Origin of the sequence: Catellatospora sichuanensis (genome assembly GCF_007483665.1) — a bacterium.
Classification (GTDB): Bacteria; Actinomycetota; Actinomycetes; order Mycobacteriales; family Micromonosporaceae; genus Catellatospora; species Catellatospora sichuanensis.
Genome location: NZ_ML660187.1, coordinates 181,485 through 206,995 on the forward strand (window position 1 = coordinate 181,485; position 25,511 = coordinate 206,995).

24 protein-coding genes and 1 tRNA gene are annotated in these 25,511 nt (G+C 70.4%); 9 read left to right on the forward strand and 16 right to left on the reverse strand.

The features are described 5' to 3' along the window. Positions 1-81: 81 nt before the first annotated feature. Positions 82-594: a SixA phosphatase family protein gene (locus tag FLL47_RS08050; protein ID WP_144119947.1), complete on the reverse strand. Its 513-nt coding sequence runs from the start codon at positions 592-594 to the stop codon at positions 82-84. 189 nt (positions 595-783) lie between these two features. Continuing rightward, a complete protein-coding gene (locus FLL47_RS08055; protein ID WP_144119811.1) occupies positions 784-2,619 on the reverse strand; it encodes an acyl-CoA dehydrogenase in 1,836 nt (611 codons plus the stop codon). Positions 2,620-2,887: 268 nt separating this feature from the next. Here FLL47_RS08055 and FLL47_RS44680 point away from each other — a divergent pair, with 268 nt between their 5' ends. After that, positions 2,888-3,022 (forward strand): hypothetical protein, encoded by a 135-nt coding sequence (locus FLL47_RS44680; RefSeq protein WP_269059667.1) that lies wholly within the window; start codon positions 2,888-2,890, stop codon positions 3,020-3,022. Here FLL47_RS44680 and FLL47_RS08060 read toward each other — a convergent pair. Both FLL47_RS08060 and dcd read right to left on the reverse strand, forming a co-directional pair. Next, positions 3,019-4,146, reverse strand: a complete 1,128-nt coding sequence (locus FLL47_RS08060; RefSeq protein WP_144119812.1) for a PP2C family protein-serine/threonine phosphatase — start codon at positions 4,144-4,146, stop codon at positions 3,019-3,021. The two genes, FLL47_RS44680 and FLL47_RS08060, sit on opposite strands and share 4 nt — an antisense overlap. A 176-nt stretch (positions 4,147-4,322) precedes the next feature. Continuing rightward, positions 4,323-4,901: a dCTP deaminase gene (gene dcd / locus FLL47_RS08065; protein ID WP_144119813.1), complete on the reverse strand. Its 579-nt coding sequence runs from the start codon at positions 4,899-4,901 to the stop codon at positions 4,323-4,325. A 148-nt stretch (positions 4,902-5,049) separates the two neighbouring features. Here dcd and FLL47_RS08070 point away from each other — a divergent pair, with 148 nt between their 5' ends. Next, positions 5,050-5,556, forward strand: coding sequence for a pyridoxamine 5'-phosphate oxidase family protein (locus tag FLL47_RS08070; protein ID WP_186315609.1), 507 nt, complete (start codon positions 5,050-5,052; stop codon positions 5,554-5,556). A 75-nt stretch (positions 5,557-5,631) separates the two neighbouring features. After that, positions 5,632-5,705, forward strand: a tRNA-Gly gene (locus FLL47_RS08075). Between the two features lie 97 nt (positions 5,706-5,802). Here the strand turns inward: FLL47_RS08075 and FLL47_RS08080 are convergent. The 7 genes from FLL47_RS08080 to FLL47_RS08110 form a co-directional block, all read right to left on the reverse strand. Next, positions 5,803-6,312, reverse strand: a complete 510-nt coding sequence (locus FLL47_RS08080) for a hypothetical protein (RefSeq protein WP_144119814.1) — start codon at positions 6,310-6,312, stop codon at positions 5,803-5,805. A gap of 154 nt (positions 6,313-6,466) precedes the next feature. Then, on the reverse strand, positions 6,467-7,345 hold the full coding sequence (locus FLL47_RS08085) for a polysaccharide deacetylase family protein (protein ID WP_246157656.1): 879 nt from the start codon (positions 7,343-7,345) through the stop codon (positions 6,467-6,469). Positions 7,346-7,394: 49 nt separating this feature from the next. Next, on the reverse strand, positions 7,395-7,832 hold the full coding sequence (locus FLL47_RS08090) for an acyl-CoA thioesterase (RefSeq protein WP_144119815.1): 438 nt from the start codon (positions 7,830-7,832) through the stop codon (positions 7,395-7,397). A 10-nt stretch (positions 7,833-7,842) separates the two neighbouring features. Beyond that, positions 7,843-8,472: a TetR/AcrR family transcriptional regulator gene (locus FLL47_RS08095; RefSeq protein WP_144119816.1), complete on the reverse strand. Its 630-nt coding sequence runs from the start codon at positions 8,470-8,472 to the stop codon at positions 7,843-7,845. A gap of 154 nt (positions 8,473-8,626) precedes the next feature. Further along, complete coding sequence (locus FLL47_RS44685) at positions 8,627-9,751, reverse strand: biotin/lipoyl-containing protein (protein WP_144119817.1); 1,125 nt, start codon at positions 9,749-9,751, stop codon at positions 8,627-8,629. Next, positions 9,748-10,758 (reverse strand): alpha-ketoacid dehydrogenase subunit beta, encoded by a 1,011-nt coding sequence (locus tag FLL47_RS08105; protein WP_144119818.1) that lies wholly within the window; start codon positions 10,756-10,758, stop codon positions 9,748-9,750. Before FLL47_RS08105 ends, FLL47_RS44685 begins: the two co-directional genes overlap by 4 nt. Then, positions 10,755-11,678: a thiamine pyrophosphate-dependent dehydrogenase E1 component subunit alpha gene (locus tag FLL47_RS08110; protein ID WP_144119819.1), complete on the reverse strand. Its 924-nt coding sequence runs from the start codon at positions 11,676-11,678 to the stop codon at positions 10,755-10,757. Before FLL47_RS08110 ends, FLL47_RS08105 begins: the two co-directional genes overlap by 4 nt. A gap of 267 nt (positions 11,679-11,945) precedes the next feature. Between FLL47_RS08110 and FLL47_RS08115 the strand changes: the two genes are divergently transcribed. The 4 genes from FLL47_RS08115 (at position 11,946) to FLL47_RS08130 (ending at position 17,081) form a co-directional block, all read left to right on the forward strand. Next, positions 11,946-13,247: a polysaccharide deacetylase family protein gene (locus tag FLL47_RS08115; protein WP_144119820.1), complete on the forward strand. Its 1,302-nt coding sequence runs from the start codon at positions 11,946-11,948 to the stop codon at positions 13,245-13,247. A gap of 72 nt (positions 13,248-13,319) precedes the next feature. Next, positions 13,320-14,867, forward strand: coding sequence for a glycosyltransferase (locus FLL47_RS08120; protein WP_144119821.1), 1,548 nt, complete (start codon positions 13,320-13,322; stop codon positions 14,865-14,867). 52 nt (positions 14,868-14,919) lie between these two features. Next, positions 14,920-15,966 (forward strand): Gfo/Idh/MocA family protein, encoded by a 1,047-nt coding sequence (locus tag FLL47_RS08125; RefSeq protein WP_144119822.1) that lies wholly within the window; start codon positions 14,920-14,922, stop codon positions 15,964-15,966. After that, the gene (locus tag FLL47_RS08130; protein WP_144119823.1) at positions 15,966-17,081 is read left to right on the forward strand and encodes a DegT/DnrJ/EryC1/StrS family aminotransferase; all 1,116 of its coding nucleotides are present in this window, start codon (positions 15,966-15,968) and stop codon (positions 17,079-17,081) included. Before FLL47_RS08125 ends, FLL47_RS08130 begins: the two co-directional genes overlap by 1 nt. 188 nt (positions 17,082-17,269) lie before the next feature. On the opposite strand, the gene FLL47_RS08135 is transcribed toward FLL47_RS08130, so the two are convergent. Continuing rightward, a complete protein-coding gene (locus tag FLL47_RS08135; protein ID WP_144119824.1) occupies positions 17,270-18,172 on the reverse strand; it encodes a diacylglycerol kinase catalytic domain-containing protein in 903 nt (300 codons plus the stop codon). A 77-nt stretch (positions 18,173-18,249) separates the two neighbouring features. Next, positions 18,250-19,287, reverse strand: coding sequence for an SPFH domain-containing protein (locus FLL47_RS08140; RefSeq protein WP_144119825.1), 1,038 nt, complete (start codon positions 19,285-19,287; stop codon positions 18,250-18,252). A 96-nt stretch (positions 19,288-19,383) separates the two neighbouring features. On the opposite strand from FLL47_RS08140, the gene FLL47_RS08145 reads away from it, so the two are divergent. After that, positions 19,384-20,061 carry an NUDIX hydrolase gene (locus FLL47_RS08145; RefSeq protein WP_144119826.1) on the forward strand — a complete coding sequence of 226 codons (678 nt, stop codon included), beginning with the start codon at positions 19,384-19,386 and terminating at the stop codon, positions 20,059-20,061. 148 nt (positions 20,062-20,209) lie between these two features. Here the strand turns inward: FLL47_RS08145 and FLL47_RS08150 are convergent, their stop codons facing one another. After that, complete coding sequence (locus FLL47_RS08150; RefSeq protein ID WP_144119827.1) at positions 20,210-21,151, reverse strand: C40 family peptidase; 942 nt, start codon at positions 21,149-21,151, stop codon at positions 20,210-20,212. Positions 21,152-21,289: 138 nt separating this feature from the next. Then, the gene (locus tag FLL47_RS08155; RefSeq protein WP_144119828.1) at positions 21,290-22,120 is read right to left on the reverse strand and encodes a LamG-like jellyroll fold domain-containing protein; all 831 of its coding nucleotides are present in this window, start codon (positions 22,118-22,120) and stop codon (positions 21,290-21,292) included. A gap of 182 nt (positions 22,121-22,302) precedes the next feature. Between FLL47_RS08155 and FLL47_RS08160 the strand changes: the two genes are divergently transcribed. After that, positions 22,303-24,282, forward strand: a complete 1,980-nt coding sequence (locus FLL47_RS08160) for an N-acetylmuramoyl-L-alanine amidase (RefSeq protein WP_144119829.1) — start codon at positions 22,303-22,305, stop codon at positions 24,280-24,282. A 69-nt stretch (positions 24,283-24,351) separates the two neighbouring features. On the opposite strand, the gene FLL47_RS44690 is transcribed toward FLL47_RS08160, so the two are convergent. Continuing rightward, positions 24,352-25,344: a C40 family peptidase gene (locus FLL47_RS44690; protein WP_144119830.1), complete on the reverse strand. Its 993-nt coding sequence runs from the start codon at positions 25,342-25,344 to the stop codon at positions 24,352-24,354. Between the last annotated feature and the right edge of the window lie 167 nt (positions 25,345-25,511).

Below are 25,511 nucleotides of genomic sequence, written 5' to 3' on the forward strand. Positions count from 1 at the left end.
GCCGCGACTCTTTAAGAGTTGCGGCAGGTGCGAGGGCGCGCCGCGGCGTGGCGCAGGCGTGGGCGCGGCGCGTGGGCGGGGTCAGGCGCGGGCGGTGTGGGCGGCTACGAGTTTGGCGGTGTCGGTGTCGGGCCAGTCGGCTTCGGGTTGGTGGACGGCGAGGCCGCAGGTGCGCAGGCCGTCCGAATCGACCTCGCCACCGCCCGTGTCGAGCTGTTCGGACAGCTGGGAGATGGTCGGGTTGTGCCCGATCACCAAGACCGTGCGGAACTCGGGCTCCACGGACCGGACGAGTTCGAGCAGCTCGTCGGGCGTCCCTTCGTACAGCGGCCGCTCGTAGCGGACCACCGGCGACCCGGCGCCGGCCAGCGCGACCGCCACCCCGTGCCAGGTCTGCCGGGTGCGTCGGGCCGGCGAGCAGAGCACGAGATCGGGCACGTATCCGTGGGTGACCATCCAGGCGCCGGCAGCGGCGGCGTCCGCGTGCCCGCGGTCGGTGAGCGGGCGGTCGGTGTCGGCGATGCCGGCCGGACGGTCGGCCTTGGCGTGACGCAGCAGCACCAGAGTGCGTGGGCGCGTTGCGGCGCCGGTCAGCGGAGCCATGTGCCCAGCTTGCCGCAAGCGGCGCGGTTACGCATCCCAACTTCGGCGATAACACCTCGGCGCCTGGCCGACCCCCGCGCACGGAACGGCGCCCCCTCACGCGTGCTGCGTGGCGAGGGGGCGCCGTTCACCCATTCGTGGGATGGGTGCGGGGTGCGGGCCGGGCCGCATCCCGTGGGGTCAGAAGGAGGCCTCGTCCAGGTCCATCGCGTCGAGCGTGGCCAGCTCGACGATGCGCCGGTCGGAGCCCAGCCGCGGCAGTACCTCGCGCGAGAAGAAGCGCGCGGTGGCCACGACACCGGTGTAGAACGCCTGGTCGCTGCCCGGCTCGCCGGACAGCTTGCGCAGCGCGACCTCGGCGCGGCGCAGCAGCAGCCAGCCGACGACCAGGTCGCCGATGGCCAGCAGCAGGCGGCGCGAGTGCAGGCCCACCTTGTACAGCGAGCGCGGGTCGTCGCCCTGCGACTCGGCCAGCCAGCCGGTGAACGTACCCAGCATGGCCTGCACGTCGCCGAGCGCGGCGGCCAGCGACGCGCGCTCCTCCTTCAGCTGGCCGTTGCCGGACTCGTTGGTGAGGAAGTCCTGGATCTCGCCGGCGACCGACATCAGGGCCCGGCCGTTGTCCCGCACGATCTTGCGGAACACCAGGTCGAGGCTCTGGATGGCGGTGGTGCCCTCGTACAGTGAGTCGATCTTCGCGTCGCGGACGTACTGCTCCAGCGGGTAGTCCTGCAGGAAGCCGGAGCCGCCGAAGATCTGCAGCGACTCGGAGCCGAGCAGCTCGAACGCGCGCTCCGAGCCGCAGCCCTTGACCAGCGGCAGCAGGAAGTCGTTGATCGCCGAGGCCCGCTTGGCGGCCTTCTCGTCGCCCGCGGCCGTGGCCATGGCGACCCGGTCCTGCCAGTACGCGGTGTACGCGACCAGGGCGCGCAGGCCCTCGGCGTACGACTTCTGCAGCAGCAGCGAGCGGCGCACGTCCGGGTGGTTGGTGATGGCGACCCGCGGCGCGGTCTTGTCCGTCATCTTCAGCAGGTCGGCGCCCTGCACGCGCTCCTTGGCGTAGGCCAGCGCGTTGAGGTAGCCGGTCGACAGCGTCGCGATGGCCTTGGTGCCGACCATCATCCGGGCGTTCTCGATGATCAGGAACATCTGGCGGATGCCCTCGTGCACCTCGCCGACGAGCCAGCCCTTGGCCGGGATGCCGTGGCCGCCGAAGGTGGTCTCGCAGGTCGTGGAGACCTTGATGCCCATCTTGTGCTCGACGTTGGTGACGAAGACGCCGTTGCGCTCGCCCAGCTCGCCGGTCTCCGCGTCGAAGTGGAACTTCGGCACGACGAACAGCGACAGGCCCTTGGTGCCCGTCGCGTGGCCCTCGGGGCGGGCCAGCACGTAGTGGATGATGTTGTCCGACATGTCGTGCTCGGCCGAGGTGATGAAGCGCTTCACGCCCTCGATGTGCCAGGAGCCGTCCTCCTGCCGGACCGCCTTGGTGCGGCCGGCGCCGACGTCCGAGCCGGCGTCCGGCTCGGTGAGCACCATGGTGGAGCCCCACTTCTTGTCGACGAACAGCTCGGCCCACTTCTTCTGCTCGTCGGTGCCCTCCAGGAAGAGCACGTGCGCGAACGACGGGCCGGAGCCGAACATCCAGACCGGCGCGTTCGAGCCCAGCACCAGCTCGGCGAACGCCCAGGTCAGGGTGCGCGGGGCGGAGCTGCCGCCGAGGGCGGGCGGCAGGTCCAGGCGCCAGAACTCCGAGTCCATCCAGGTCTGGAAGGACTGCTTGAAGCTCTCCGGCATGGTCACGGTGTAGTTCGCCGGGTCGTAGACCGGCGGGTTGCGGTCGGCGTCGGCGTAGCTCGCGGCCAGGTCGACGCGGGCCATGCGATCGATCTCGCTCAGCACGCTGCGCGCGGTGTCCGCGTCGATGTCGGCGAAGTGACCCTCGCCGAAGGGCGTGTCGAAGACCTCGAACAGGTTGAACTCAAGATCCCGCAAGTTGCTCCGGTAGTGGCTCATTCTTCCCGCCCTCAGCGCATTCAGTTACCGACCAGTAGGTCCGACTGTATTACTCGCCAGTAACCATCGGCAAGCGAACTGCCGAGAAGTTCACATCACACCCGGGTGAAATCCCGCGCACCCGGCCCCACGCTGCCCACTTCGCATAATTCTCTTAACGGACATAAGCAAGCCGCCACGCCGGAGTGCGAAACCTTTACGTGGTCCCGTCGTTCTTCCGGGTGACGCGCGGGCACCCTCGCCCCGCCGCCACAGGGGAGGAAGAAAGATGATCGAGAATCTGCGCAAGCTGCTGTTCGAGCCGCGCTACCCGGTCCGCTACATCGGCCGCCACCGGGCCCCGAGTGCGCTGCCCGCGTTGACCCTCGCGGTCCGCCGCAACCGGTCCACCTCGGTCGCCTAGTTCGTCGCGCCGAGTTCCCAGCTGGGCACCGGCGACAGGGTGGGCTGCGACGGGCCCGCGTACTCCATCAGGATCAGCGCGATGTCGTCGTCGAGCCGGTTGTGCACCCACTCCATCAGCGCCGACTCGACCGAGGCCAGGCCGTCGCCCACGGTGCCGTGGCCGAGCAGCTTCCAGGCCCGCTCGGTGATCGGGAAGAACTCGCCGTCACGCCGCGCCTCGGCCAGGCCGTCGGTCAGCAGCAGCAGCCGGTCGCCCGGCTCCAGCCGCTCCACGCGGCTGCGCACCACCGGCATGAAGCCCAGCGGCGGTGCCGGCGAAGGCGGATCAAGGGTGATCACTTCGCCGCGCCGGATCAGGATCGGCGCGGGGTGACCGCAGTTGACGATCGTCAGCGTGCCGCCGCGCTCCTCGACCAGGCACGCCGTGACGAAATCCTCGTCGCCCACGCTGCGGGCCACGGCCCGGTCCAGGTCGGCGACGATGGCGCGCAGGTCGGCCCGTTCGAAGGCGACGTGGCGGTACGAGCCCAGCACGATGCTCGCCGTGCGCACCGCGTCCAGGCCCTTGCCCCGCACGTCGCCGATGATCATGCGCACGCCGTACGGGGTGTCCAGCGCCTCGTACAGGTCGCCGCCGATGTCGGCCGCGGCGGTCGCGGAGATGTACCGGCCCGCCACCGCCAGCGTGCCCACCTTCGGGCCCAGCGGCCGCAGCACCGCCTGCTGCGCGATGGTGGCGAGCTTGGCCAGCTCGGCGATGCGCTCGGCCTGGCGCTGCCGGACCACGGCCACCAGCGCCGCGATGCCGGTCGCCAGACCGATGCCGATGACGTTGATGAGCGCGGAGAGGTCGTCCTGGCTCATGCCGAAGAAGGCGAAGACCGTGCCCACCGCCGTCGCGACGCCTCCTGCGACCAGCACGGCCTGCCACGGCGCGAACACCGCAGCGAGGAACGGCACCGTCGCCATCAGACCGATGAAGCGGGCTTCCCGGCCGTCGGCCAGCTCCACCGCGCTGATCAAAAAGAGCAGCACGAAGGCCGCGCCGAGTCCGGCGCGGAATCCAGGGCTTAGCGGGCGTCCGCCCGACAGGGCAAGTGGTATGCGTACGGCAACCAGCATGCCTGATCAACTTCGCAACACCGCTCAGATTGTCTCGTCGGCGGATCGCATTCTGTACGGTCGGATGAGACGCTCTTTCACGTTTTTTCAGAAACTGTTTGGCCCGTTTTGGAAACAGGCAGCGTCTGCCGAGTCTCCGCCGTCCAGCGGGACCTACGGGCGATCGGCGGCAGGACTCAGGCCGTCGGCCAGGTGCGCCAGTTGAGGTACGACCGCGACGCGGTGGGGCCGCGCTGACCCTGATAACGCGAGCCGTTCACGCTGGAGCCGTACGGGTGCTCGGCCTCCGACGACAACTGCAGCACGCACAGCTGGCCGATCTTCATGCCCGGCCACAGCCGGATCGGCAGCGTCGCCACATTGGACAGCTCCAGCGTCACGTGCCCGGAGAAACCCGGGTCGATGAAGCCCGCCGTCGAGTGCGTCAGCAGCCCCAGCCGACCCAGGCTCGACTTGCCCTCCAGCCGCGCCGCGAGCTGGTTGCCCAGCGTGACCACCTCGAGTGTCGAAGCGAGCACGAACTCGCCCGGGTGCAGCACGAACGGCTGCCCGTCCTGCACCTCGACCAGGGTCGTCAGATCGTCCTGCTGCTCGGCCGGGTCGATGTGCGTGTACAGGTGGTTGTTGAACACCCGGAACAGGCGGTCCAGCCGCACGTCGATGCTCGAAGGCTGCACCAGGCTCGGCTCGAACGGCTCCAGCTGCAGCTGGCCGGACTTGATCTCGGCCACGAGGTCCCGGTCGGATAACAACACGCTGGGGAGCCTACCCCGGCGGGCACCCGCCTTCACCGAACGGCTCACCTGGCGGTACGTGAGACGTTCGACAAAAGATCACCCGTTGGGAGTCCTCACCGCGTGTCTCGATAGCGATCTCGAACATGTGTTCGATAAAGTCCGGCGCATGGCTACCTGGACCGAATTCGCCGCCGCCACGCCGTGGCTGGCCTCGTCGATCCGCGCCCTGCTGCACCAGTACGGGCCGGGCATGGGCTACCTGGCGACCGTACGGGCCGACGGCGGGCCGCGGGTGCACCCCGTCTCCCCGATCGTCACCGACGAGGGCCTCTACTGCTTCGTGATCGACTCACCGAAGCGGCGCGACCTCGAACGCGACGGGCGTTACGCCCTGCACGCCTTCCCCGCCGAGGACAGCGACGTCGAGGCATACCTCAGCGGCCGCGCCCACGCCGTCACCAGTCTCGCCACCGTCGAGCACCTGGTCCGCCGGCACCGAGCCGCGCCGACCGCCGACTGGCGGCTCTACGAGCTCACGGTCGAGTCGGCGCTGCTGCACCGGCACGAGGCGGGGGCATACCCGAACACCTGGCGCGATCCGGCGGCGGGCAAGAACGGGCCGGCGCACGAGCGCCGGCCTCGCAAACCGTTGCTCCAGCTCGTGGCGGCGTGAGCGGAGACCGCGGCGAACTGCCGCGGTTACCTACGTGCACGGGACCCGTGACGTCAGGTACAGTGGTGGGCGCTCGCGGGTGTAGTTCAATGGCAGAACATCAGCTTCCCAAGCTGACAGTGAGGGTTCGATTCCCTTCACCCGCTCCACGAAGAAAGCCTGGTAGGACGCGAGTCCCGACCAGGCTTCACTATTTCTCGCGATATCGGGAAGGGCGCGCCCTTCCTCCACGGACTCGCCGGACCGTCAGCCCACGTGCAGCACGAAGACCTCGTGGTCCGCGAGCGCGGCGATCTGATCCCGCAGGATTTCCAGGCCCTCACGCGCAGCTGTCGCGGCTTCGTCGAACCCGTAGCCCATGACCTCGAAGTGACGGCGCAGCTCCTGCTCACTGTGCACGGAGGGATCCAGTTGCGGCAGGAACACCTTGTGCGCCGGAGTCATCAACACCGTCAGGTCGTACGCGGAGTTGATGACGTCGCTCTCGGCCCGGTACTCGGATGCGAACAGGTCCACGCCCCGGTCCTCCAGGTACGTCAGCAGGTGAACCATGCAGTAACCGGACCAGCCGTAGTCGTCCGCCAGCTCTCGACCGACCGTCTGCAGCGTGTCACCCGGCAGCTCGTGGCCGCCGTCGACGATGTCCTCGTAGCTGACGTCGGGCCTCGCATCGAGTTCGGCGGCGAGTTCGGCCGCGGCCACGAGCCTGGGTATGTCGGCACGGTCGATCACGTGGAAACCGGCTATCGCGGACACCTGTGCAACTCACCTCGGTCGTGACGAACGTGCAGGTGCCGACACGATACAGGCTCGGCACCAGGACACCCGCACACCGTCGCAGCCATCTCGACGCCCTTGTGCGGCGGGGCCACACCGTTCGTCCGGACTCGTGGGGCGGGCTCCTCCGCATTCAGCCTGCGAGCACCTCGGACAGCGTCGCCGGCTTGAGGCCGCGCTCGGCCAGCCCTCGGAGGATGTGCGGCAGGGCCTCGTCGGTGAAGCGGGCGTTGGCCTCGGTGACGTGCAGGATGACCACGGAGCCGGGTTTGACCTTCTTGAGCACCGCGTCGACGATCGGCCGCCAGTCGGTGGCGAACGGGTCGCCGCTGACGACGTCGCCGTCGACGACGGTCAGGCCCAGTGAGGACATGGCACGCAGCGCCGCCCGGTCGTGGCACAGACCGGGGAAGCGGAAGTAGCGGGTCTGGCGCCCGCCGTACCGCTCAATGATCTTGAAGGTCTTCGCGACGTCCTCGGTCATCGCAGCTGACGGGATGCGCGGCAGGCTGTAGCAGTCGGCCGTGAAGGCCTGGTGGCCGAAGGTGTGGTTGGCCAGCTCGAAGCGCGGGTTGCCGGCGAGGCGTGCGGTCAGCTCGGGATAGCGCTGCACCCACTTGCCGGTGAGGAAGAACGTCGCCGGGATCTTGTCGTGCTCCAGCATCTCGATGATCCGCACGTTCGCGTACGACTTGACGCTGCCGTTCTTGAGCTGCGCCAGCATGCGGTCGGTCATGTCCGCGTCGAAGGTGAGCGCGACCAGGTTGCCGGTGCGCGGCCCGTGGTCGACCACCGGCGGCAGCAGCCCGGCCTTGGTCTGACCGGGCCGCCCCGGCCGTGCGCTGGGGGACGCCGACAGGCTCGGCGTCGCGGACGGCGCGGCCGAGGACGGCGCGGCGGCGCTGCCGGGGGGCGCGGACACGAAAGCCGGCTCGTCCGCCTCCGCGCCGCACGCCGCCAGCAGGACGGCGGCTGCGGTGAGCAGGGCGGGAACGGCCGTGAGGAGACGCACGGGGCAATGATCGCAGCAATGGCACCGTCCGCGTGGCCCCGGCGGCGGATCAGCGCAGCAGCCGGCTCGCGATCTCGCGGCCCTGCTCGGTCCACGGCGCGGGACGGCCGGAGCGGTCCATCTTCACCATGACCCGGCGGCCGTCGGCGAAGACCGTCGCGCCGTCCTCGGACAGGAAGCGGAAGCCGTAGACGGCGCTGGTCTCGCCCATGCCGTCCAGCCAGAACTGGACCAGGATCGGGCCGGTGCCGCGCACGGGCGCGTGGTAGGTGATGGTGAACTCGCGCACCGCGGCGATCATGTCGGGGCTGCTCGGCGTGCCGTCCTGGAAGCCGTAGCCGTGCTCGGACCAGAACTCCGACATGGCCCGCTCCAGGATCAGGGCGTAGCGGGCATTGTGCATGATGCCGACGATGTCCAGGTCGTCGATGTGGACGACGGCCCGGCGGACCGTGCCGGTGGTGGGGTCGAGCGTGGCGGTGGTCATCTCGGGCCTTTCAGTGGTGCGGGAGCAGGTCGGGGTCGGTGGCGAGGCCGCGCAGGCGGGCGAGCACGGCCTGGCGGGCGTCGTCGAGGCTGCGCGCCAGCAGGCGCGAGTGCAGCAGCGCCGCGACACCGGCCGCGTCGATCTCGAAGGCGAGCCGCCGGGGCACCGTGTCGGGTGGCAGCTCGCCGAGCTCCACGGCCTCGGTGACCAGGCGCTCCAGCAGCGTGATCCACTCTGCGAGCACCGCCGCGAGCCGGTCGGGCACCGTGCCGGCGCGGCCGGCGGACTCGAACTCGGCGATGGCGAAGAAGCAGCCGCCGGGGAGCACCCGCTCGCTGTAGAAGGCCAGGCGGGACTCGTGCAGCGCGAACAGGCGGCGTATCCCGCGCGGCCGGTCGAGGGCCGGGCCGACGACACGGCGGGCCCACTGGTCGCGGGCGTGCTCGATCGCGGCGAGCTGCAACTCCTCCTTGGAGGACCAGTGCGCGAAAAGCCCGGACTTGCTGACGTGCAGCCGGTCGGCGAGCTGGCCGAGGGACAGGCCGTCGAGCCCTGCCTCGCTGGCCAGCGCCACGGCGGTGTCGAGCACCGTGTTGCGGGTGCGCTCGCCGCGGGCCAGCCGCCCGTCCGTTCCGGTCATGGGTGTGAGGATATAAAAAGAACGACCGGTCGCACACTTTTGTGTGCCTGCTCACGGCCAGGGCGGACGCGAGGGCGGTTTTCGGAGCTCGGGAGAGCTCGGCCGCACGGTCCGGGTCGCGGCCACCGCCACGGCCCGGACCGCCGGGCCGAAACTAGGCCGAGCGCCGCTGCGGCACCACGACCGTCGTGACCAGCTTGGTCTTCACCGTGTGCTCGGCCGGCACCGACCGCACGATCACCGCACCCGAAGCGACCTGGACGCCGTCACCCAGCTCCACGTGCGGCTCGATGAAGATGCCGGTACCGAGGCGCACCCGGTCACCGATCGTGACGAGCCCCGACGACACGCACGAGGGCCCGGTGGAGATGTCCGTGCCCAGCGTGCTGTGGTGGTCGAACGAGTTGTACGCCGACAGGAAGTTGTTGTCCCCGATCCGGACCTCGGTCCCGAGGTGGCAGAAGGCGCAGATGACATTGCCCTGCCCCATTTGCACCCCGGTGGCGATCTTGGCAGTCGGGTCGATCGCGTTCGCGAGGGGAATGCCCAGCGCTTGACACTTCTCCCGCAGTTTCCGACGCGCCGCCACGGAGGTGCTGATCGCGATGATCGCGGCGTCGAAGGTCTTGTCGGCGAAGAGCTGCCCGAGCCGGTCGCTGCCGCCCACGACGGGTACGCCCGCGACGAGCGTGCCCCACTTCTCCCGGCTGTCGTCGACGATCGCCACGGCTTGCTGCGTCGTCGACCCACTCAGGATGTCGATGACCTGGGTGGCGCCGAGGCCGCCTCCGATCAGCAGCACCCGCTGCACGTCGGCGGCCGCGGTCAGCGGTGACGGCAGTGCGGACTCGTCGATCGTGCTGGACTTGGCCGCCGCCTCCTCCACGTCCTTCACCGTGATCAGACCGGCACCGACGATGGCGGAGAGATCGACGCCAAGCTCAGCGGCGCGCTGGACGGCCTTCTGCGAGGCGTGCACGGCCGGTGCCTCCGCCTGCGGAGCCGGCACCTGCGCCTGATGTGCCTGGTGCCCCTCCAGCGCGGCCAGGTCGGGGAAGAGCAGGGCCACCGGGTCGGCCAGGGAGAACTCGGTGCCCTCCGCGGCGAGGTGCAGCAGCGCTCCCGCTTCAGGCGCCACGACCTCCAGGACGGCCTTGCTCGTCTCCACCTCCGCGAGGAGATCACCCTGCTCGATCAGCGAGCCGCTGGCGGCGAACCACGCCACGAGGACCGCCCGCTCGCTGTTGACGTCGGTCGTGGGCACGATGATCGGCTTCATGCGGCAGCCACCCGGACGGCCGCGTCGATCCGGTCTGCGCCAACGAGCATGCTGCTCTCCTTCAGCTTCGATGATGGAACGATGTCACTGTCACTGGCCACGATCTCGACCGGGCGGCGCAGGCGCTGGAAGAGCCGCCGCGAGATGACCGCGGCCGCCTCGGTGCCCCAGGACCAGCCGGCGGTGCCCTCTTCGACGGTGACCAGGCTGCCGGTTGCGCTTACCGACCGCTCGACCGGGTCCCAGTCCATCGGCGCCAGCTGGCTCGGCACCACCAGTTCGGCGAAGATCTCGTCCTCCAGCGCCAGCCGCTCGACCACCCGAGCGGCGAGCGCGGCCTGATACCCGTAGGCGAGCACGGTGACCGTGCACCGCTCCCGTGGCACGGCCGACAGGAAGACCGACGGGAGAGCCCCGGGAGACGAGTGCTCGCTCGCGAGCAGGCCGCCGATGCGGCCGTTCTCGGCAAGCGTGAGGTTCTCGGGGTAGAGCAGCTTGTGCTCGACGTAGAGCGCGGGGCTGGTCTGCTGGAGCAGCTCGGCGAAGATCCGGCGGGGGTCGTGGACCAGGGAGGCGGCGACGACCCTGAGATGCGGTACGCCGAGGAAGTGCTTCTCCAGGCTCTGGCTGTGCGTGGGACCGTAGCCACGGTGGCCGCCCGAGGGCGCCCGCAGGATGACGGGGCAGTGCGCCTGGCCGGCGTACATGGCTTCGTACTTGGTGATGTGGTTGACCACCTGGTCGAACGTGAGGGTCAGGAAGTCACCGAACATGATCTCGGCGATCGGGCGGTAGCCGGCGAGGGCCAGCCCCGCGGACACCCCCGCGATGGCCCCCTCGCTGATCGGCGTCGTGCGCACCCGGTCCGGGAAGTCGGTGGACAGCCCGCGGGTCACCTTGAACGCGCCACCGTAGGGGTCGGCGATGTCCTCGCCCAGCAGGACCACTCGTGGATCGTCGGCCAGGCAGGCCCGCAGCGTGGCACCCAGCTCCTTAGCGAAGATCATGCCAGGCCCTTCGCGGTCGTGACGACGTCGGAGATCGCCGCTTCGACGCTGTCGTCGATCGCCTGGCGCTCGGTGTCGGTCAGGCGCTTGCCGTGTACGACGAGCGGCTCGACCAGCCAGCGGGCCTCGACCTCGGCGGCGGGCCGGTCGTCGTCGTTCTTGGAGTGGTGGCACAGGCGGTAGGTGTGGATGAGCAGCACCCGCGGGCCGCCGGTCCGCCGCAGCTCCTGGATCTCCTCGGCCGCGGCGTCGTCGAGCTCGAGGACATCGGTGCTGTCGATCTCGCGTACCGGAATGCCGAAAGCCTCGAAGCGGTGCCGCATGCTGCCGGCGAGGTTCGCGGAGACCGGCGTGCTCTGCGCCCACGCGTTGTCCTCGCAGACCACGAGCAGCGGCAGGCGCCACAGCGCCGCGATGTTGAGCGTCTCGTAGACGGCGCCCTCACCAAGGGTGCCGTCGCCGATGAAGACCACGCTGATCGCGTCCGAGCCGGAGAGCTGGTTGGCGAGCGCGATTCCGGCCGCGGCCGGGACGATGCCGCCCTGCACGCCGTTCGACTTGAACCCTGGGGCGCAGATGTGCTGGCTGCCGCCGAGACCGCGGCAGACGCCCGCGTCCTTGCCCATGATCTCGGCGAGCAGGCCGACGGCGTCGCCGCTCTGGGCGAGGTAATGACCGTGGCAGCGGTGGTTGCTGAAGACGTGATCGCCGTCACGGAGGTGCTCCATCACGGCGACGGCGTCGGCCTCCTGCCCGATGCAGGCGTGCGTGGTGCCGTTCAGCTCGCCCTGATCGAAGAGGCTGAGCAACGTCTCCTCGAACCGGCGGATGAAGCGCATGCGGCGGTACAGCCGCTCATTGCGAGACTCGCGCGCGTACCCCGTCAATCGCTCATCGAGTACGCCTTGCACCACTGCCATCCGTTTTGCCCCTCCGTGTTCAGCTGGCGGTACGCCGACAGCGCCAACGGACCTTACCTGCAGGTCGGGGGCCACTGGTAGTCGACAGCGCGGCGGTGGGACGAGTGGCCGGAGGGTGCCTGATCGCCCTGTCGAGGTCGACGTGCTCGGCCGAGATATCGCTTTGTCGCCTATTCCCCCTCAAGGCTGGAAGACCGTACGGTCCGGTGACCGAGGGCAGCCGTCCACCTGACCTCTATCGTGAAAAACCTTATGTAAGCTGCCGCAGTGCAATCCTCCGACGAGACCGGAAACGCGAGCCGCGGGTCGGCCGACGCGACTGAGATCCTGCCGCGCATCAAGGCTGACGACGCTTCGGCGCGCGCCGGTGACGCAGCGGTCTCCGACGAGGGGCCGGTCTCCGACGAGACCGGGAACCCGAGCCGGGGGTCGGCTGACGCGACTGAGATCCTGCCGCGTATCAAGGCCGACGGCCCTTCGGCAGGGGACGCTGACGCAGCGGTGTCCGCCAGGACTCCGGCCGGTCGCCTGGCGACGGTCATCGACATCGTCCGGCCGGCGACCCGGCGGAGCAGGAACATCCTCGCGGCCGCCGGGTCGGCGCTGCTGGTGATCGCCGTCACCGTGTCGATCGTCGGTCTCGGCAGTCTGCGCAGCGTGCCGGTCGTCGCGGCCTTCGTCCCGGACTTCATCGAGGCGTCGCCGACCCAGGAAGCCGTCGCCGCCGGCACGCCGAAGCCGCCGAGCCGTCCGCAGGCGCGCCGGCCCAGCCCCAGCCCGACGCGCAAGCCGAGGAACAGCGAAAGCGTCGGGCAGCCGGGCCGGCCCGTCAACCTGCCCAGCCCCACCGGCGCGCCCCGGCCCAAGCCGGTCACGCTCGATGACTACCTGGCCCTGGTCCCGTCGTTCCCGCCTGCGCCCACGCCGGTCAAGGTCAACCTGTCGCATGACGCGGGCGAAGCTGCGTACGTCAGCCGTGTCCCCACGTCCAAGCCGGTGGCTTTCATCACCATCGACGACGGCTGGCACCACAACCAGCTCACCCACGACCTGCTGCAGCGCTCCGGCATCCCGGTGACGGCGTTCCTCACGACCAACGCCGTCGACGATGCCGTGGACTTCTTCGGCAGCCTGCGGTCGAGCGGGATGGCCATCGAGAACCACACGATGACCCATCCCTGCCTGGCGAAGAACGAGAACACGTCGGATCCGTGCGGCGACGGCCTGACCTACGAGGAGCAGAAGGCGGAGCTCTGTGGCGCGTCCGACCTGCTCGACGGATGGTACGGACGGCGGCCGGCCTACTTCCGTGCGCCGTACCTGGAGAGCAACGCCGACACGATCCGCGCCGCGTGGGACTGTGGCCTGGTGGCGGGCTTCACCGGCCAGCAGTCCATCCACGCCGGCGTCATCAGCTGGGCTTCGGACGACCACCGCGTGAAGCCCGGGGACATCATGATCCTGCACTTCGACGCGGGCTTCGCCGACGACTTCATTCTCGCGCTGGAAGCGATCAAGGCGTCCGGCCTCACCCCGGTTCTGCTGCAGGACTGGGTCAGCGTCAGCTAGCCGGCCGCTGCGGCCGGAAGAAGACACTGCCTGCCCTGGGCGGGCGGAGAAGGACACGCAGGGGGAACGGTCATGCCGAGTCTGTTGTTCTACGAGGCCGGAGAAGCACCCACGACACGGTCGGTGCGCGAGCTCAAGACGCTGCGTGAGCACGGTTGGGACATCACGGTGGCCCACATGCCCGACGCCACCGAACGGGTGGAGGCGCTCGGCTTCCGGTCCTGCCTGCTGCCCGGCCCCGCCCGCAATGCGATGTACGTGCACCTCCGCGACGAGGCCATCGAACTCCGCAAGCAGCTCGAGGAGATCAAGAACGAGATCGCTCAGCACGTCGAGTCGGTCCGTAGCCGCGAGGCCGGGCCGCGGGCGCGCCTCGTCGAGCTGCGTGACGAGGTCGAGGCGCACGTCGCCCGCATCGCGGAGCTTCGGGCCGCGGGCGACAAGACGGCGGAAGCCGCCGTCCGCGAAAGACTCGCCGCGGCCAAGGATGAGCGCACGGCCGTCGCTGCACATATCAACGCCATGACGGCCGCCTCCGGCCCCGTGCTGACCGTGCTCAAGGAGCGCCGGACAGAGTTGGCGGTCCGGTCCCGCGCCGTCAAGGCGACCCGAGGACTGCCTACGCCCATCACCGCCGGGGTGACCTTCGGCGACCTTGCCCGGTTCGAACCGCGGTGGCACGCCCACGCCCCGGTGCTCGCCACCGTCACCGCCGACGTCTACTGGGCCGCCGACCTCGACGGGCTCCCGCCGGTCATCTGGGCCGCCGAGGCCGCCGAGAACAACCCGCCCGTCGTCTACGACTCGCACGAGCTGTTCTGCGAGCTGGAGTACATGCCGGAGCTGTACCGGGCCGCCTGGCGGCAGCTGGCCGACGTTTTCATCCCGCGCGCCACGGCCGTCATCACGGTCTGCCGGCCGATCGCCGACGTGCTCGACAAGGAGTACGGCGCCAACGGCACGCACGTGATCGCGAACTACGCGGCCATCGGCCGGCCCGGCGTGCCCGCAGGGCTGCGGTCGACGGTGGGCGTCGGCGCGGACGTGCCGCTAGCCGTGCATATCGGCAACGTCAGCCGCGGCCGCAATCCGGACCTCAGCGTCGATCTGCTGGCCGAATTCCCCGAGCTGCATGTCGCCTTCGTAGGCGCCGCGAGCGCGGAGATCACCGACGACCTGCGGCAGCGCGCGAGCGCGCGCGGTGTCGCCTCGCGCCTGCACTTCGTGCCGCCGGTGCCGCTGGACGAGGTCAGCGCGTTCATCTCCGACGCCGACCTCTCGCTGATCATGCTGGACGGCAGCCGATCCCGGGACACGCTCTTCACCATGCCGAACAAGCTCTTCGACTCCCTCTCGGCGGGCGTTCCCGTCATCGCGACGGAAGGCTCGGCCGCGGGCGATTTCCTGCTCGCAGAGGAGCTGGGCTGCGTCTTTGCGCTGAACACCACAGGCGCACTCTCGTCTGCTGTGCGTAGACTGCTCGCCGACACGGCGACCCGGGACCGGGCTCGGTCCCGGGTGGGGCAGTTCACCTGGGCAGAAGCAGAGGTCACTCTGCTGTCCGTGCTCGACGGCCTGCTCGACCGCGCGCGAGCAGACATCGCCGACAACGCCGCGTAACCCCCTCCACCGCGTCAGCGGTGTCTCGCAGAGCAAGGAACACGAACCACACATGACCTCGAACCGTCCCCTCGGTGTCGCCGTCATCGGCGCCGGCTACTGGGGTCCCAACCTCGTCCGCAACTTCCAGGGGTCCGCCTCCTTCCAGCTGCGCTGGCTGTGCGACCTTGACCGGTCCCGCGCCGAGCGCGTCGTCGGGCGGTATTCGACCGTGCGGGTGAGCGTGGACCTCGACGAGGTGCTCGCCGACCCCGAGGTCGACGCGGTCGCGATCGCCACCCCGGCCGGGACCCACATGCAGGTGGCGCTCGCGGCGCTGCGCGCCGGCAAGCACGTGCTGGTGGAGAAGCCGCTCGCGGTCACCGTCGCCGAGGCGGAGGAGCTGGTCCGCGAGGCCGAGAGCCGCGGCCTCACCCTCATGTGCGACCACACCTTCTGCTACACCCCGGTCGTCGCGCAGATCCGCGACCTCATCCACTCCGGGGACCTGGGCGACATCATGTGGGTCGACTCGATCCGCATCAACCTCGGTCTGGTCCAGCGGGACATCGACGTCATCTGGGATCTCGCCCCGCACGACCTGGCAGTGCTCGACTTCATCATGCCGGAGGGCGTGGTGCCGGTAAGCGTCAGCGCGGTCGGCCGCGACCCCATCGACGCCGGGCACAGCTGCCTTGCCTACCTGACCCTCAACCTGAGCAACGGCGCCATCGCGCACATCAACGTCAACTGGCTCTCGCCGGTCAAGGTGCGCAGCTTCACCGTGGGCGGGTCCAAGCGCACGCTCGTCTGGGACGACATGAACCCGATGTACCGCCTCAACATCTTCGACCGGGGCGTCGACATCACTTCTGACGAGGATCTCGGGGTCGAGGAGAAGCGCAACCGGCTCATCTCCTACCGGTCGGGCGACATGATCGCGCCGGCCCTGCAGGAGCGCGAGGCGCTCCAGGCGATGGTCGAGGAGTACGCACACGCCATCCGTACCGGTACGCCGCCGAAGACCGACGGCCGGTCAGGCGTGCGCGTCCTGCGGATCCTTGAGGCAGCCTCGGCGAGTCTGGCCGAGAACGGCGCGTTGAAGATGGTGGAGCTGTGATGAACGTACCTCTGGTGGACCTGCGGGCCGCACACGTCGAGGTGGCCGAGGAGGTCAGCGCGGGTCTCCACCGCATCATGGCCGCCACCGCGTTCGTCGGCGGTGAGGAGGTCGCCGCTTTCGAGCGCGAGTATGCCGCCTTCACCGGGGTCGCGAACTGCGTCGGGCTCGCCAACGGCACCGACGCGGTGGAGTTCGCCCTGCGTGCGGCCGGCGTCGGCCCCGGCGACGAGGTGATCATCCCGGCCAACACGTTCGTCGCGACAGCGGAGGCGGCGCACCGGGCCGGGGCGAAGATCGTCCTCGCGGACGTCGACCCGGCGACCTACCTCATGGACGTCGAGGACGCCCTGGCTCGCGTGACGCCGGCGACGAAGGCGATCGTGCCCGTCCATCTCTACGGGCAGATGGCTCCGCTGGAGCGGCTCAAGTCCGCCGTGGGCGGCAGCGGCGTCACGATCGTGGAGGACGCCGCGCAGTGCCAGGGAGCGCTGCGCCACGGGCTCCCCGCGGGCCATGACGGGATCGCGGCCACCAGTTTCTATCCCGGCAAGAACCTCGGCGCGTACGGCGATGCGGGCGCGGTCGTGACCGCCGACCCGGACCTGGCTCGGAAAGTACGCCTGCTGGGCAGCCATGGCGGGCTCACCCGCTACACCCACGAAGTGATCGGCTTCAACAGCCGGCTCGACGCGATGCAGGCCGTCGTCCTGCGGGCGAAGCTCGCGCGCCTGGCCGGCTGGAACGAGGCCCGGCGATCGGCTGCCGAGCGATACCACGGGCTGCTGGCGGGCCTCGACGTCGTACGCCCGGTGACGGCCGACGGAAACGAACACGTCTGGCACCTCTACGTCGTCAGAGTGCCGGAGCGCGGTGTCCCGCAGCGGCGGGACAAGGTCCTCGAGCAACTCAACGCGGCGGGCGTCGGCGCGGCCCTGCACTATCCGACACCGGTGCACCTCACCCCGGCGTTCGCAGGACTCGGCTACGCGGCCGGCGACTTCCCGAACGCCGAGCAGGTGGCAACGGAGATCCTTTCGCTCCCGCTCTACCCGCAAATCACGCCTGAGCAGCAGGAATACGTCGTCAGCGTGCTGGCCGACGCACTCGGCTGACCATGGCCGGCGGAAAGTTCCTGCTGGTAAGCGGTGAGTTCTGGGGCAAGGTCGACAGCTGACGGCCCCCGGCCCGCGCCGACGGTCTGTGCGCGCGGGGCATGCGGGTGGTCACGCCCGCCTGCCTCGCGCGCCCACCGGACCGGTGCGCCGCCCGCCTCTGCCCCGCCCCACGCACAAGACTGCGCTCAAGCCACGACGAGGTTGAGGTGGCGGGCGGCGGTGGCGATGGTGATGCGCTGGCCCCACGCCATGACGAGATGATCGGACTCCACGCCGTCGGCGAAGGCGACCAGGCGCTCGCTCTCGCTGGTCAGCATGAGGCGTTGACCCGCACCGAGGCGGCCCGCCGTGAGTTTCGCGCCGGTGGCGGGCGAGGGCCAGGCCTCGCGGACGAACCAGCACAGCTCAGACGCTTCCGGACCGGGCAGCGTGTCGGCCAGGTCGCGCATCAGCGCGACCGAGGCACACCAGCCGGTGGCCCCCGTGCCCGTGCCCACCAGCACGCCCGACGACGAGTGCCGTTCCTGCTCGCCCTCCGGCGTCGCGATGACGTACCGGGACGACTGGTGGGTCTGGTGGCCGATGTAGATCTCGTTGAGGCCGGAGAGTTGCTGGCCGTCGTCAAGGGTGGCCACGGCCATCGCGCGCGACTGCGTGGGCGCACGCCCGGCGAGCACCGCGGGCAGCAGGTCCGCCACGTCGCGGGCGGCGAACCTGGCCAGCACTCCGGGATTGCGGTCGGGCTCGGGGTTCACGCCGAGCACCGGCTGCCCGGCGAGGTACTTCGCCACGTTCGCGACCAGGCCGTCCTGGCCGACCGTGACCACGATGTCCTCCGGCGCGAACAGGAACCGGGACAGATCGTCCCGGTGCACCTGCCCGCGCCGCCAGTCCGCCGGCAGGGCGGCACTGACCGTGGCCAGCGCCGCCTCCTGCGCGGCGTGCCGCGCCTCCACCTCGGCGATCTCCCTCCCCCGTTCCTTCAGGAAGTACGCCGCGGCGGCGCGCGTGCCGTGCCGGCCCAGCAGCTCGTCGAGCTCGCTGCGCCGGGACACCACGACCACCCGCGGGGCGAGCGTCGCGCTCATGCCCCCTCCCCGCTCCGCTCGTCGTCACCATGAGTGCCGACCAACATGGTTCGCTCGCTCACGCCTGCTCCTCGCTCTCAGCGGTCCGACGAGCCCGCGCCGAAGCGGGAGAGCAGGCCGGTGATGACGTCGGGCGTGACGGTGAGCTGGCCGATCTCCGGCAGCTGCCCGGCCAGCTCGCGCAGCGCCAGGCCGTGCAGCACCTCGGCGGGCAGGTCCCGGTATGCCGCGAGCTTGGCCGCCTCAGCCTCGCCCTCGGCGACACCGATCGCCCGCACACCCGCGGCCCTGGCCTCTGCCAGCAACTGCTCCTTCTCCGCCTCGGCGGCGTTGAGCAGCCGTTCGCGCTCGGCGCGTCCCTGCGCCTCGACGAGCTGCGCGGCGGCGCCGAGTTCGGCCTTGCGGCGGGTGTTGGCACCGTTCTGCTCGACCAGTTGCTGCTCGCGCCGGGCCAACTCGATCTTGTTCTGGAGCTCGTTCTCGGCGATACCGCGCTCCTGCTCGACGGCCTGCGCGCGGCGGGCGAAGGTGGCCCGGTCCGCCTCGACCTGCACCGCCTCGCGGGTCGGGGTCTGCAGCGCACGTTCCAGCTCCGGCTCCGGCCGGATCGCCACCACCCGGGCGCTGACCACCTGCACGCCCAGATCGGACAGGCGCGGCTCGTTGCCCAGCGCGGCCGACACCGCCTCACGGACCGCGGCGACCTCGCTGAGCGCCTCGGCCAGCGGCAGCCGGGTGAGCAGGTCCAGCGCGGGCTGCTGGGCCAGCTCGGCCAGCAGCGTCGCGATCTGGTCCAGCGGCCGGGCGCGGGCCTTGCCCAGGTACGGGTCGATCGAGAAGTCCAGCCGGCCGACCGCGACGGCGGGCTCGGCGACCCGGTAGGTCACCGTGGCCTGCACGGTGACATCGGTGAAGTCGCTGGTGCGGGCGTGGAACAGCAGCGGTAGCTCGCGGTCGTCGACCGGCACCTCGCTGAGCACCGCGGTGAGCGGTCGATACCAGAAGGCCAGGCCGATGCCCTCCCGCTTGGCCCGTCCGCGCACGCTGTGGCGCACCCAGTTCGTCGGCGTGCTGCGCAGGTGGCGCAGGAAGAAGCGCTTGGACACGTCAGCCATCGTGATCGTTCTCCTTCGGAGGATTCCCCGGTCCCTTTATCGTCACGATGACGATAAGCTCCGTGATACATTCTCGTCAAGGTGGTGATAAATCAGATGGCCGACTTTCCCGCGTTTTCCGTCACAGCCGACCTGGTGGTGCTGACGGTGCAGGGCAACGAGTTGCGGGTGCTGCTGGTGCGCCGGGGCATCGAGCCCTACCGGGGGGCCTGGGCTCTGCCGGGCGGCTTCGTGCTGCCCGACGAGGACCTCGACGCGGCCGCCGTACGCGAACTGCGGGAGGAGACCGGGCTGACCGCGCCGGTAGGTCACCTCGAACAGCTGGCCAGCTACGGCGCGCCCGGTCGGGACCCGCGCGGCCGCGTGGTGACCGTGGCGTATCTGGCACTGCTCCCGCACCTGCCCGCCCCGGTCGCGGGCAGCGACGCGGAAGGTGCGGCCTGGGTGGCCCTGCCCCCCGGCGAGCTGGCCTTCGATCACGCGCGCATCCTGGCCGACGGCGTCGAGCGCGCCCGCGCCAAGCTGGAGTACTCACCGCTGGCGACGGCGTTCTGCCCGCCCGAGTTCACCATCACGGAGCTGCGCGAGGTCTACGAGACGGTTTGGGACGCCAGGCTCGACCCCCGCAACTTCCACCGCAAGGTGACCGGCACCCCCGGCTTCGTCGAGCCCGTGGGCCGCAGCATCGCCGCCGAACGCGGCCGCCCCGCCCAGCTCTTCCGTCGGGGCCCCGCCCGCCTCCTCCACCCACCCATGCTCCGCCCCACCCCCTAGACCCCTCCCCACCGGCCGGGCCTGCCTGCCTGCCTGCCCGCCTGCCTGCCTGCCGCAACTCTTGAAGAGTCGGGCCTTCGGAAGGAGTCCGAGGCCGTGACTCTTCAAGAGTTGCGCGTGGGGCGGGGTGGGGCGGCGGGAGGGGTGGTCAGGCGGGGCGGCCGAAGCTGTGGATGGGGGCTGCGTCCATGCGGCGCATGGCGATGGGTTTGCCGGTCTGGGAGGCGTGCACGATCCAGCCGTTGCCGGCGTACATGCCGACGTGGTGCAGGTCGCTGTAGTAGAAGACGAGGTCGCCGGGCTTGAGGTCGGCGCGGCTGACGGACTTGACGTTGGCGCGCTGGGATCTGGCGTTGTGCGGCAGGGAGATCCCGGCCTGGGCCCACGCGGCCTTGGTCAGGCCGGAGCAGTCGAAGGTGCTCGGGCCCGCGTCGCCCCAGCCGTACATCTTGCCGATCTGGCGGCAGGCGAACTGGACCGCCTTGCCGGCCGGGCCGCCGGGATAGGCCGTCGGGCAGGCCACGGGGGCGAGCTTGCCGATGCCGTTGCCGTTGGCGTACGCCTGCAGGCGCAGCTTGTTCAGCTTCGCGATCTCCGCCTCGATGGCCTTGGACCGGCCGGCCTGCTCGGCCTCGGTCTTGGCGAGCTGCGCGATCGTCTCGTCCAGCGGCTGCTTGACCGCGTCCAGTGCCGACTTGGCGGCGAGAGTGTCGGCGATGCGTTCCTTCTTGTCGTGCGCCAGCTGGTCGATCACGAGCAGCCGCTTCGCCATGACGCCGGCGTCGCCGCTGCGCAGGAAGGCGTTGACCTGGGCCAGGGTGCCGCCGCGGTAGAGCTGGTCGGCCAGCGCGCCGATGCGGGCCCGGGTGACCTCCACCTTCAGCTCCAGGGGCGCGAGCTGTGCGGACAGCTCGTCGGCCTTCTTGCGCTGCTTGGTCAGCTTGAGCTTGGTGGCGTTGTGCTCTTCGATGACCGGTTCGAGCTTGTCCCACTGCTCGTCGATCTGTTTCTCGATCTCGGCAGGGGTGGGGGCCGCGTGGGCCTGCGCCGCGGGCGCGAGCAGGGCGAGGAGGACGACGGCGGCCGTCATGAGGCCGCGGCGTATTCGTGGTGCACTGGGGAGCCCCGCGTCGAGGGGCCGATTATGGCTACACACAGGGATTCACGTTAGGCAAGACCGCTACAAGAGCGCAATTCCGTCGATGCAGTCGCGTGTCACCAGGGCGTTCTATCCGATCGCGACGAACAGGTCGTCGAGCGTGCCATGGAACTGGTCGTTGCCGGGGGCGACGCCCTTGCCGCCGATGCGCAGCGGGGCGTCGTTGGAGATGCTCAGGTCGGCCGGCACCGCGGCCTCGCGCTGCGGCACCCCGTCCACGGAGATGCGCAGCACGGCCCCGTCACGCGCGCAGGCGACCGTGTGCCAGCGCCCGTCGGCGACACCCTGCTCGGCCTGTGCCACGTGGATGGTGTTCCTTCCGTCCTGCGGTCCTGCCACGACGCAGGACGGGATGCCCTTGGCACCGTCGACCTGCAGCTTGAACTGCGTGCCGAACTGGGAGTAGCCCTTCTGCAGCACGTTCGAGCCCTTGCTGGTCTCGCCGGGGGCCATCAGCACCGCGGCGCCCCAGCGGAACGCCCGCGGGCCGGGGTTGAGCGCCTTGTTCGCACCGGCGTCGAGGATCGCCCGCGGGCACTGCGTGTCGTCCTTGCTCGCGCAGGGGCCGGGAAAGCGCACCGCGAAGTCGCCGTCGCGCGGCACCAGCGAGACGTCGCCGCCGGTCTGGCTCTCCTCGCGCACGACCAGCGGCCCGGTCGCCGAGCCGAGCACGCGGGCCTGCTCCAGGCCATTGGCGAAGTCGAGCACCACACCCTCGCCGGTGACCTGCGCGGACGGGCTGGGGGCCGCCGCGCTCGGGCTCGGTGAGGCCGACGGCGAGGGCGGCGTCGCGCTGGGGGCCTCGGGCTCGTCGCCGGACAGCCACACCGCCGCGACCGTGCCGATCACAGCCGACAGCACCAGCACGGCAATGATCGCGGGCCACCGCTTTAGTCGCATTCGCCCATATTTACCAGAGCGGCAGTCGCCGCGGACACCCGGTGAGCAGTCGCATCACCTGTCGGTACGCGCGCCGCGCTTCTGAAGAATAGTTTCATGTTCGTATCTGATATCGGTAACTATTGACTAACCATACGGCCGGGGGCAGGGTGACCGCATCGGACAGTCGAAGGGAGCCGTACGTGTCATCCCGATTCCCCCTGCGCCGGCTGGCGCTGCTCACCGCGGTGGGTCTGGGACTCGGCGCCGGCGTTTCGCCGGTGGCCGCCCAGGCCGAACCGCCACCCACCCGACAGGCCGACTACCAGGCCGCGGCCCAGGAGTACGGCGTACCCGTGGACGTGCTGCTGGGCGTCTCCTATCTGGAGTCCCGCTGGGACGCCAACGCGGGCGCGCCCAGCACCTCGGGCGGCTACGGCCCGATGCACCTCACCGACGCGGCCTACGTGGCCGCCCTGGCCCCGGCCGCCGCGCCGGAGACCGCGGGCGAGCCCGCGCCCGAGGAGGACGCCCGCGGCGACGACAGCCGCCCCAAGGCGACCGGCCACCCCGTCGGCGCCCCGGCTCCGGCCGAGGCGGCGCTGCACACGCTGCCGGCCGCGGCGGACCTGACCGGCCTGTCCGCCGAGACGCTGCGCACCGACCCGGTCGCCAACATCCGCGGCGGAGCCGCGCTGCTGGCCTCGTACCAGGAGGCGCTCGGCGCGCCGAAGGGCGCGGACACCGACCCGGCGGCCTGGTACGGCGCGGTCGCCCGCTACTCCGGCGCGGACAGCGAGCAGGCCGCGGCCGTGTTCGCCGACGAGGTGTACGCCACCCTGCGCGACGGCGTCGCCCGCACCACCGACGAGGGCCACCCCCTCGCGCTGGCCGGCAGGCAGGTCACCCCGATCCGGGACTGGCTGATCCGGCTCGGCCTGCGCAAGCTCGCCCGGCCCGACGGCATCGAGTGCCCGATCGACATCTCCTGCGAGTCGCTGCCCGCCCCGTACGAGGCGTTCGGCGACGGCGACTACGGCAACCACGACAAGGGCAACCGGCCGCAGTCGCAGCGCATCGAGTACATCGTCATCCACGACACCGAGGCCAGCTGGGCGACGACCCTGAAGCTGGTCGCCGACCCGACGTACGTCAGCTGGCACTACTCGCTGCGCTCGGTCGACGGGCACATCGCCCAGCACGTGAAGGCGAAGGACGTCGGCTGGCACGCGGGCAACTGGTACGTCAACGCCAAGTCCATCGGCCTGGAGCACGAGGGCTTCGCGGCGCAGGGCGGCTGGTACACCGAGGCGCTCTACCGCACCTCGGCGAAGCTGGTGCGGCACCTGGCGCTGCGGCTGGGCATCCCGCTCGACCGCAAGCACATCATCGGCCACGACAACGTGCCCGGCACCATCACCTCCACGGTCGCCGGCATGCACTGGGACCCGGGCCCGTACTGGGACTGGTCGCACTACTTCGACCTGCTCAAGGCCCCGTTCCGCGGGCTGCCGGAGCCGCTGGCGGGCCACGCCGGGCTGGTCACCCTGAACCCGGACTTCGCCACCAACAAGCCCGCGTTCACCGGCTGCACCGGCGCGGCGACCAACCCGTGCCCGCTGCGCTCCAGCTCCTCGGTGATCCTGCGCTCGGCGCCCGACCTGTCCGCCCCGCTGGTCCGCGACCCGGGCCGGTGCGGCACCAGGGCGAGCACCATGCTGATCAGCGACCACTGCCCGCGGGCCTCGGCGGGCCAGACGTACGCCGTCGCCGAGCGCGCGGGCGAGTGGACCGCGATCTGGTATCTCGGCCAGAAGGCCTGGTTCCGCAACGCCGACGCGGGGCCGCTGTGGAACGTCGGGTTCGTGGTCGAGCCCAAGCCGGGCCTGGCGAGCATCCCGGTGTTCGGCCGGGCCTACCCGGAGGCGGCGGCCTACCCGGCCGGCGTGCCGGTGCAGGCGGTCAGCCCGCTGGCGCAGTACACGATCACGGCAGGTCAGCGCTACGCGGCCGGACCGGTGCTGGCCGGGGAGTACTACCGCGCCACCACGTTCGACTGGTCGGGCCCAGGTGACGGCACCGTCATCCGGGGCGGGCAGCAGTACGTGCAGATCCAGTTCGGGCAGCGCATCGCGTACGTGCTGCGCTCAGACGTGGTGCTGAAGCCGGCCCTGACGTTCTGAACCGGTCTCCCGGAAGGCGAAGGGCTCCCCGCGAACCGCGGGGAGCCCTTCGTCATGCTGCGGGAGTCACTAGGGCCGACGGTATCCCGCGACCGGCATGACGTCGATGTACTGCATGCGCACCACGTCGCCGGTATGCGGCGCGTGCACCATCACCCTCCGGCCGCCGACCGTACCGACATACATTCCGACGTGGTGCAGGTCTCCGTAAAAGAAGACCAGGTCACCGACCATGGGCGTGCCGGACACCTTCGTCGTTTCGCCCCACTGGTCCTTGGTGTAGTGGGTGAGGCTGATACCTGCCTTGCCATACGCCCACTGGGTCAGGCCGGAGCAGTCGAAGCTGCCCGGACCGGCCGCGCCCCAAACGTACGGCTTGCTGATCTGCTTGCAGGCCCAGGAGGCGGCGGTCTGTCCCTTGCCGCTGCCCATCTGTGCGGGGCAGGCGTTGCCGAGCTTCAGCGAGCCGCCGGAGCCGCCCGAGCCGTAAGCCTGCGTCCGCAGCTTCTGCAGGCGGCTCATCTCGCCCTCGATGACCTTCTTCTTCGCGGCCAGGTCGGTGTCCTTGGCCTTCTGGTCCGTGATGGCCTTGTCGAGCGCGGCCTTCTCACCGTCGAACTTGGCCTTCGCCTCCGAGGTGGCCGAGATCTGCTCCTGCTTGCCGTGCGCGATCTGCTGCAGGAGCATCAGCTGGTCGGCGAACTGTTTGGGCGAGCCGCTGCTCAGCAGCGCGTTCACCTCGGCGTTGCGGCCGCCCTTGTAGTACTCGGCGGCGATCGCGCCGACCCGGGTCCGGGTCACCTCGACGGTCATCCGCAGCGGCTGGAGCTTCGTCTCGAGGCCGGCGGCCTTCTTCTGCAGCTTGACCAGCTCACTGTGGACCTTGTTGTAGCCCTCGACCAGCGGCTCGAGCTTCTCCCACGTCTTGGCGATCTCGGCCTCGATTTCGCTGATCGACGGTTCGGCCTGTGCGGGCAGCGCCGGCGCGAGGCCGACGAGTAGAGCGGCGATCAGCACGAGCGCCCGGGTGAGCGAGCGCGACGCGGTACGGAGGGGGGTCACCGAAGCTCCTTTTCCGCCGACCGCGACCGGTGAAGCGTGGGGGTGAACCCGGGCGCGGTGTCCGGGGCGGGGTCGCGAGGGGTCACAACCCGGCGTACGCACCAGACGGTCACCAACCCTAGAAAAGAAGGTGAGCCGGTTTCAAGCCAGAACCGGGACAACTTCGC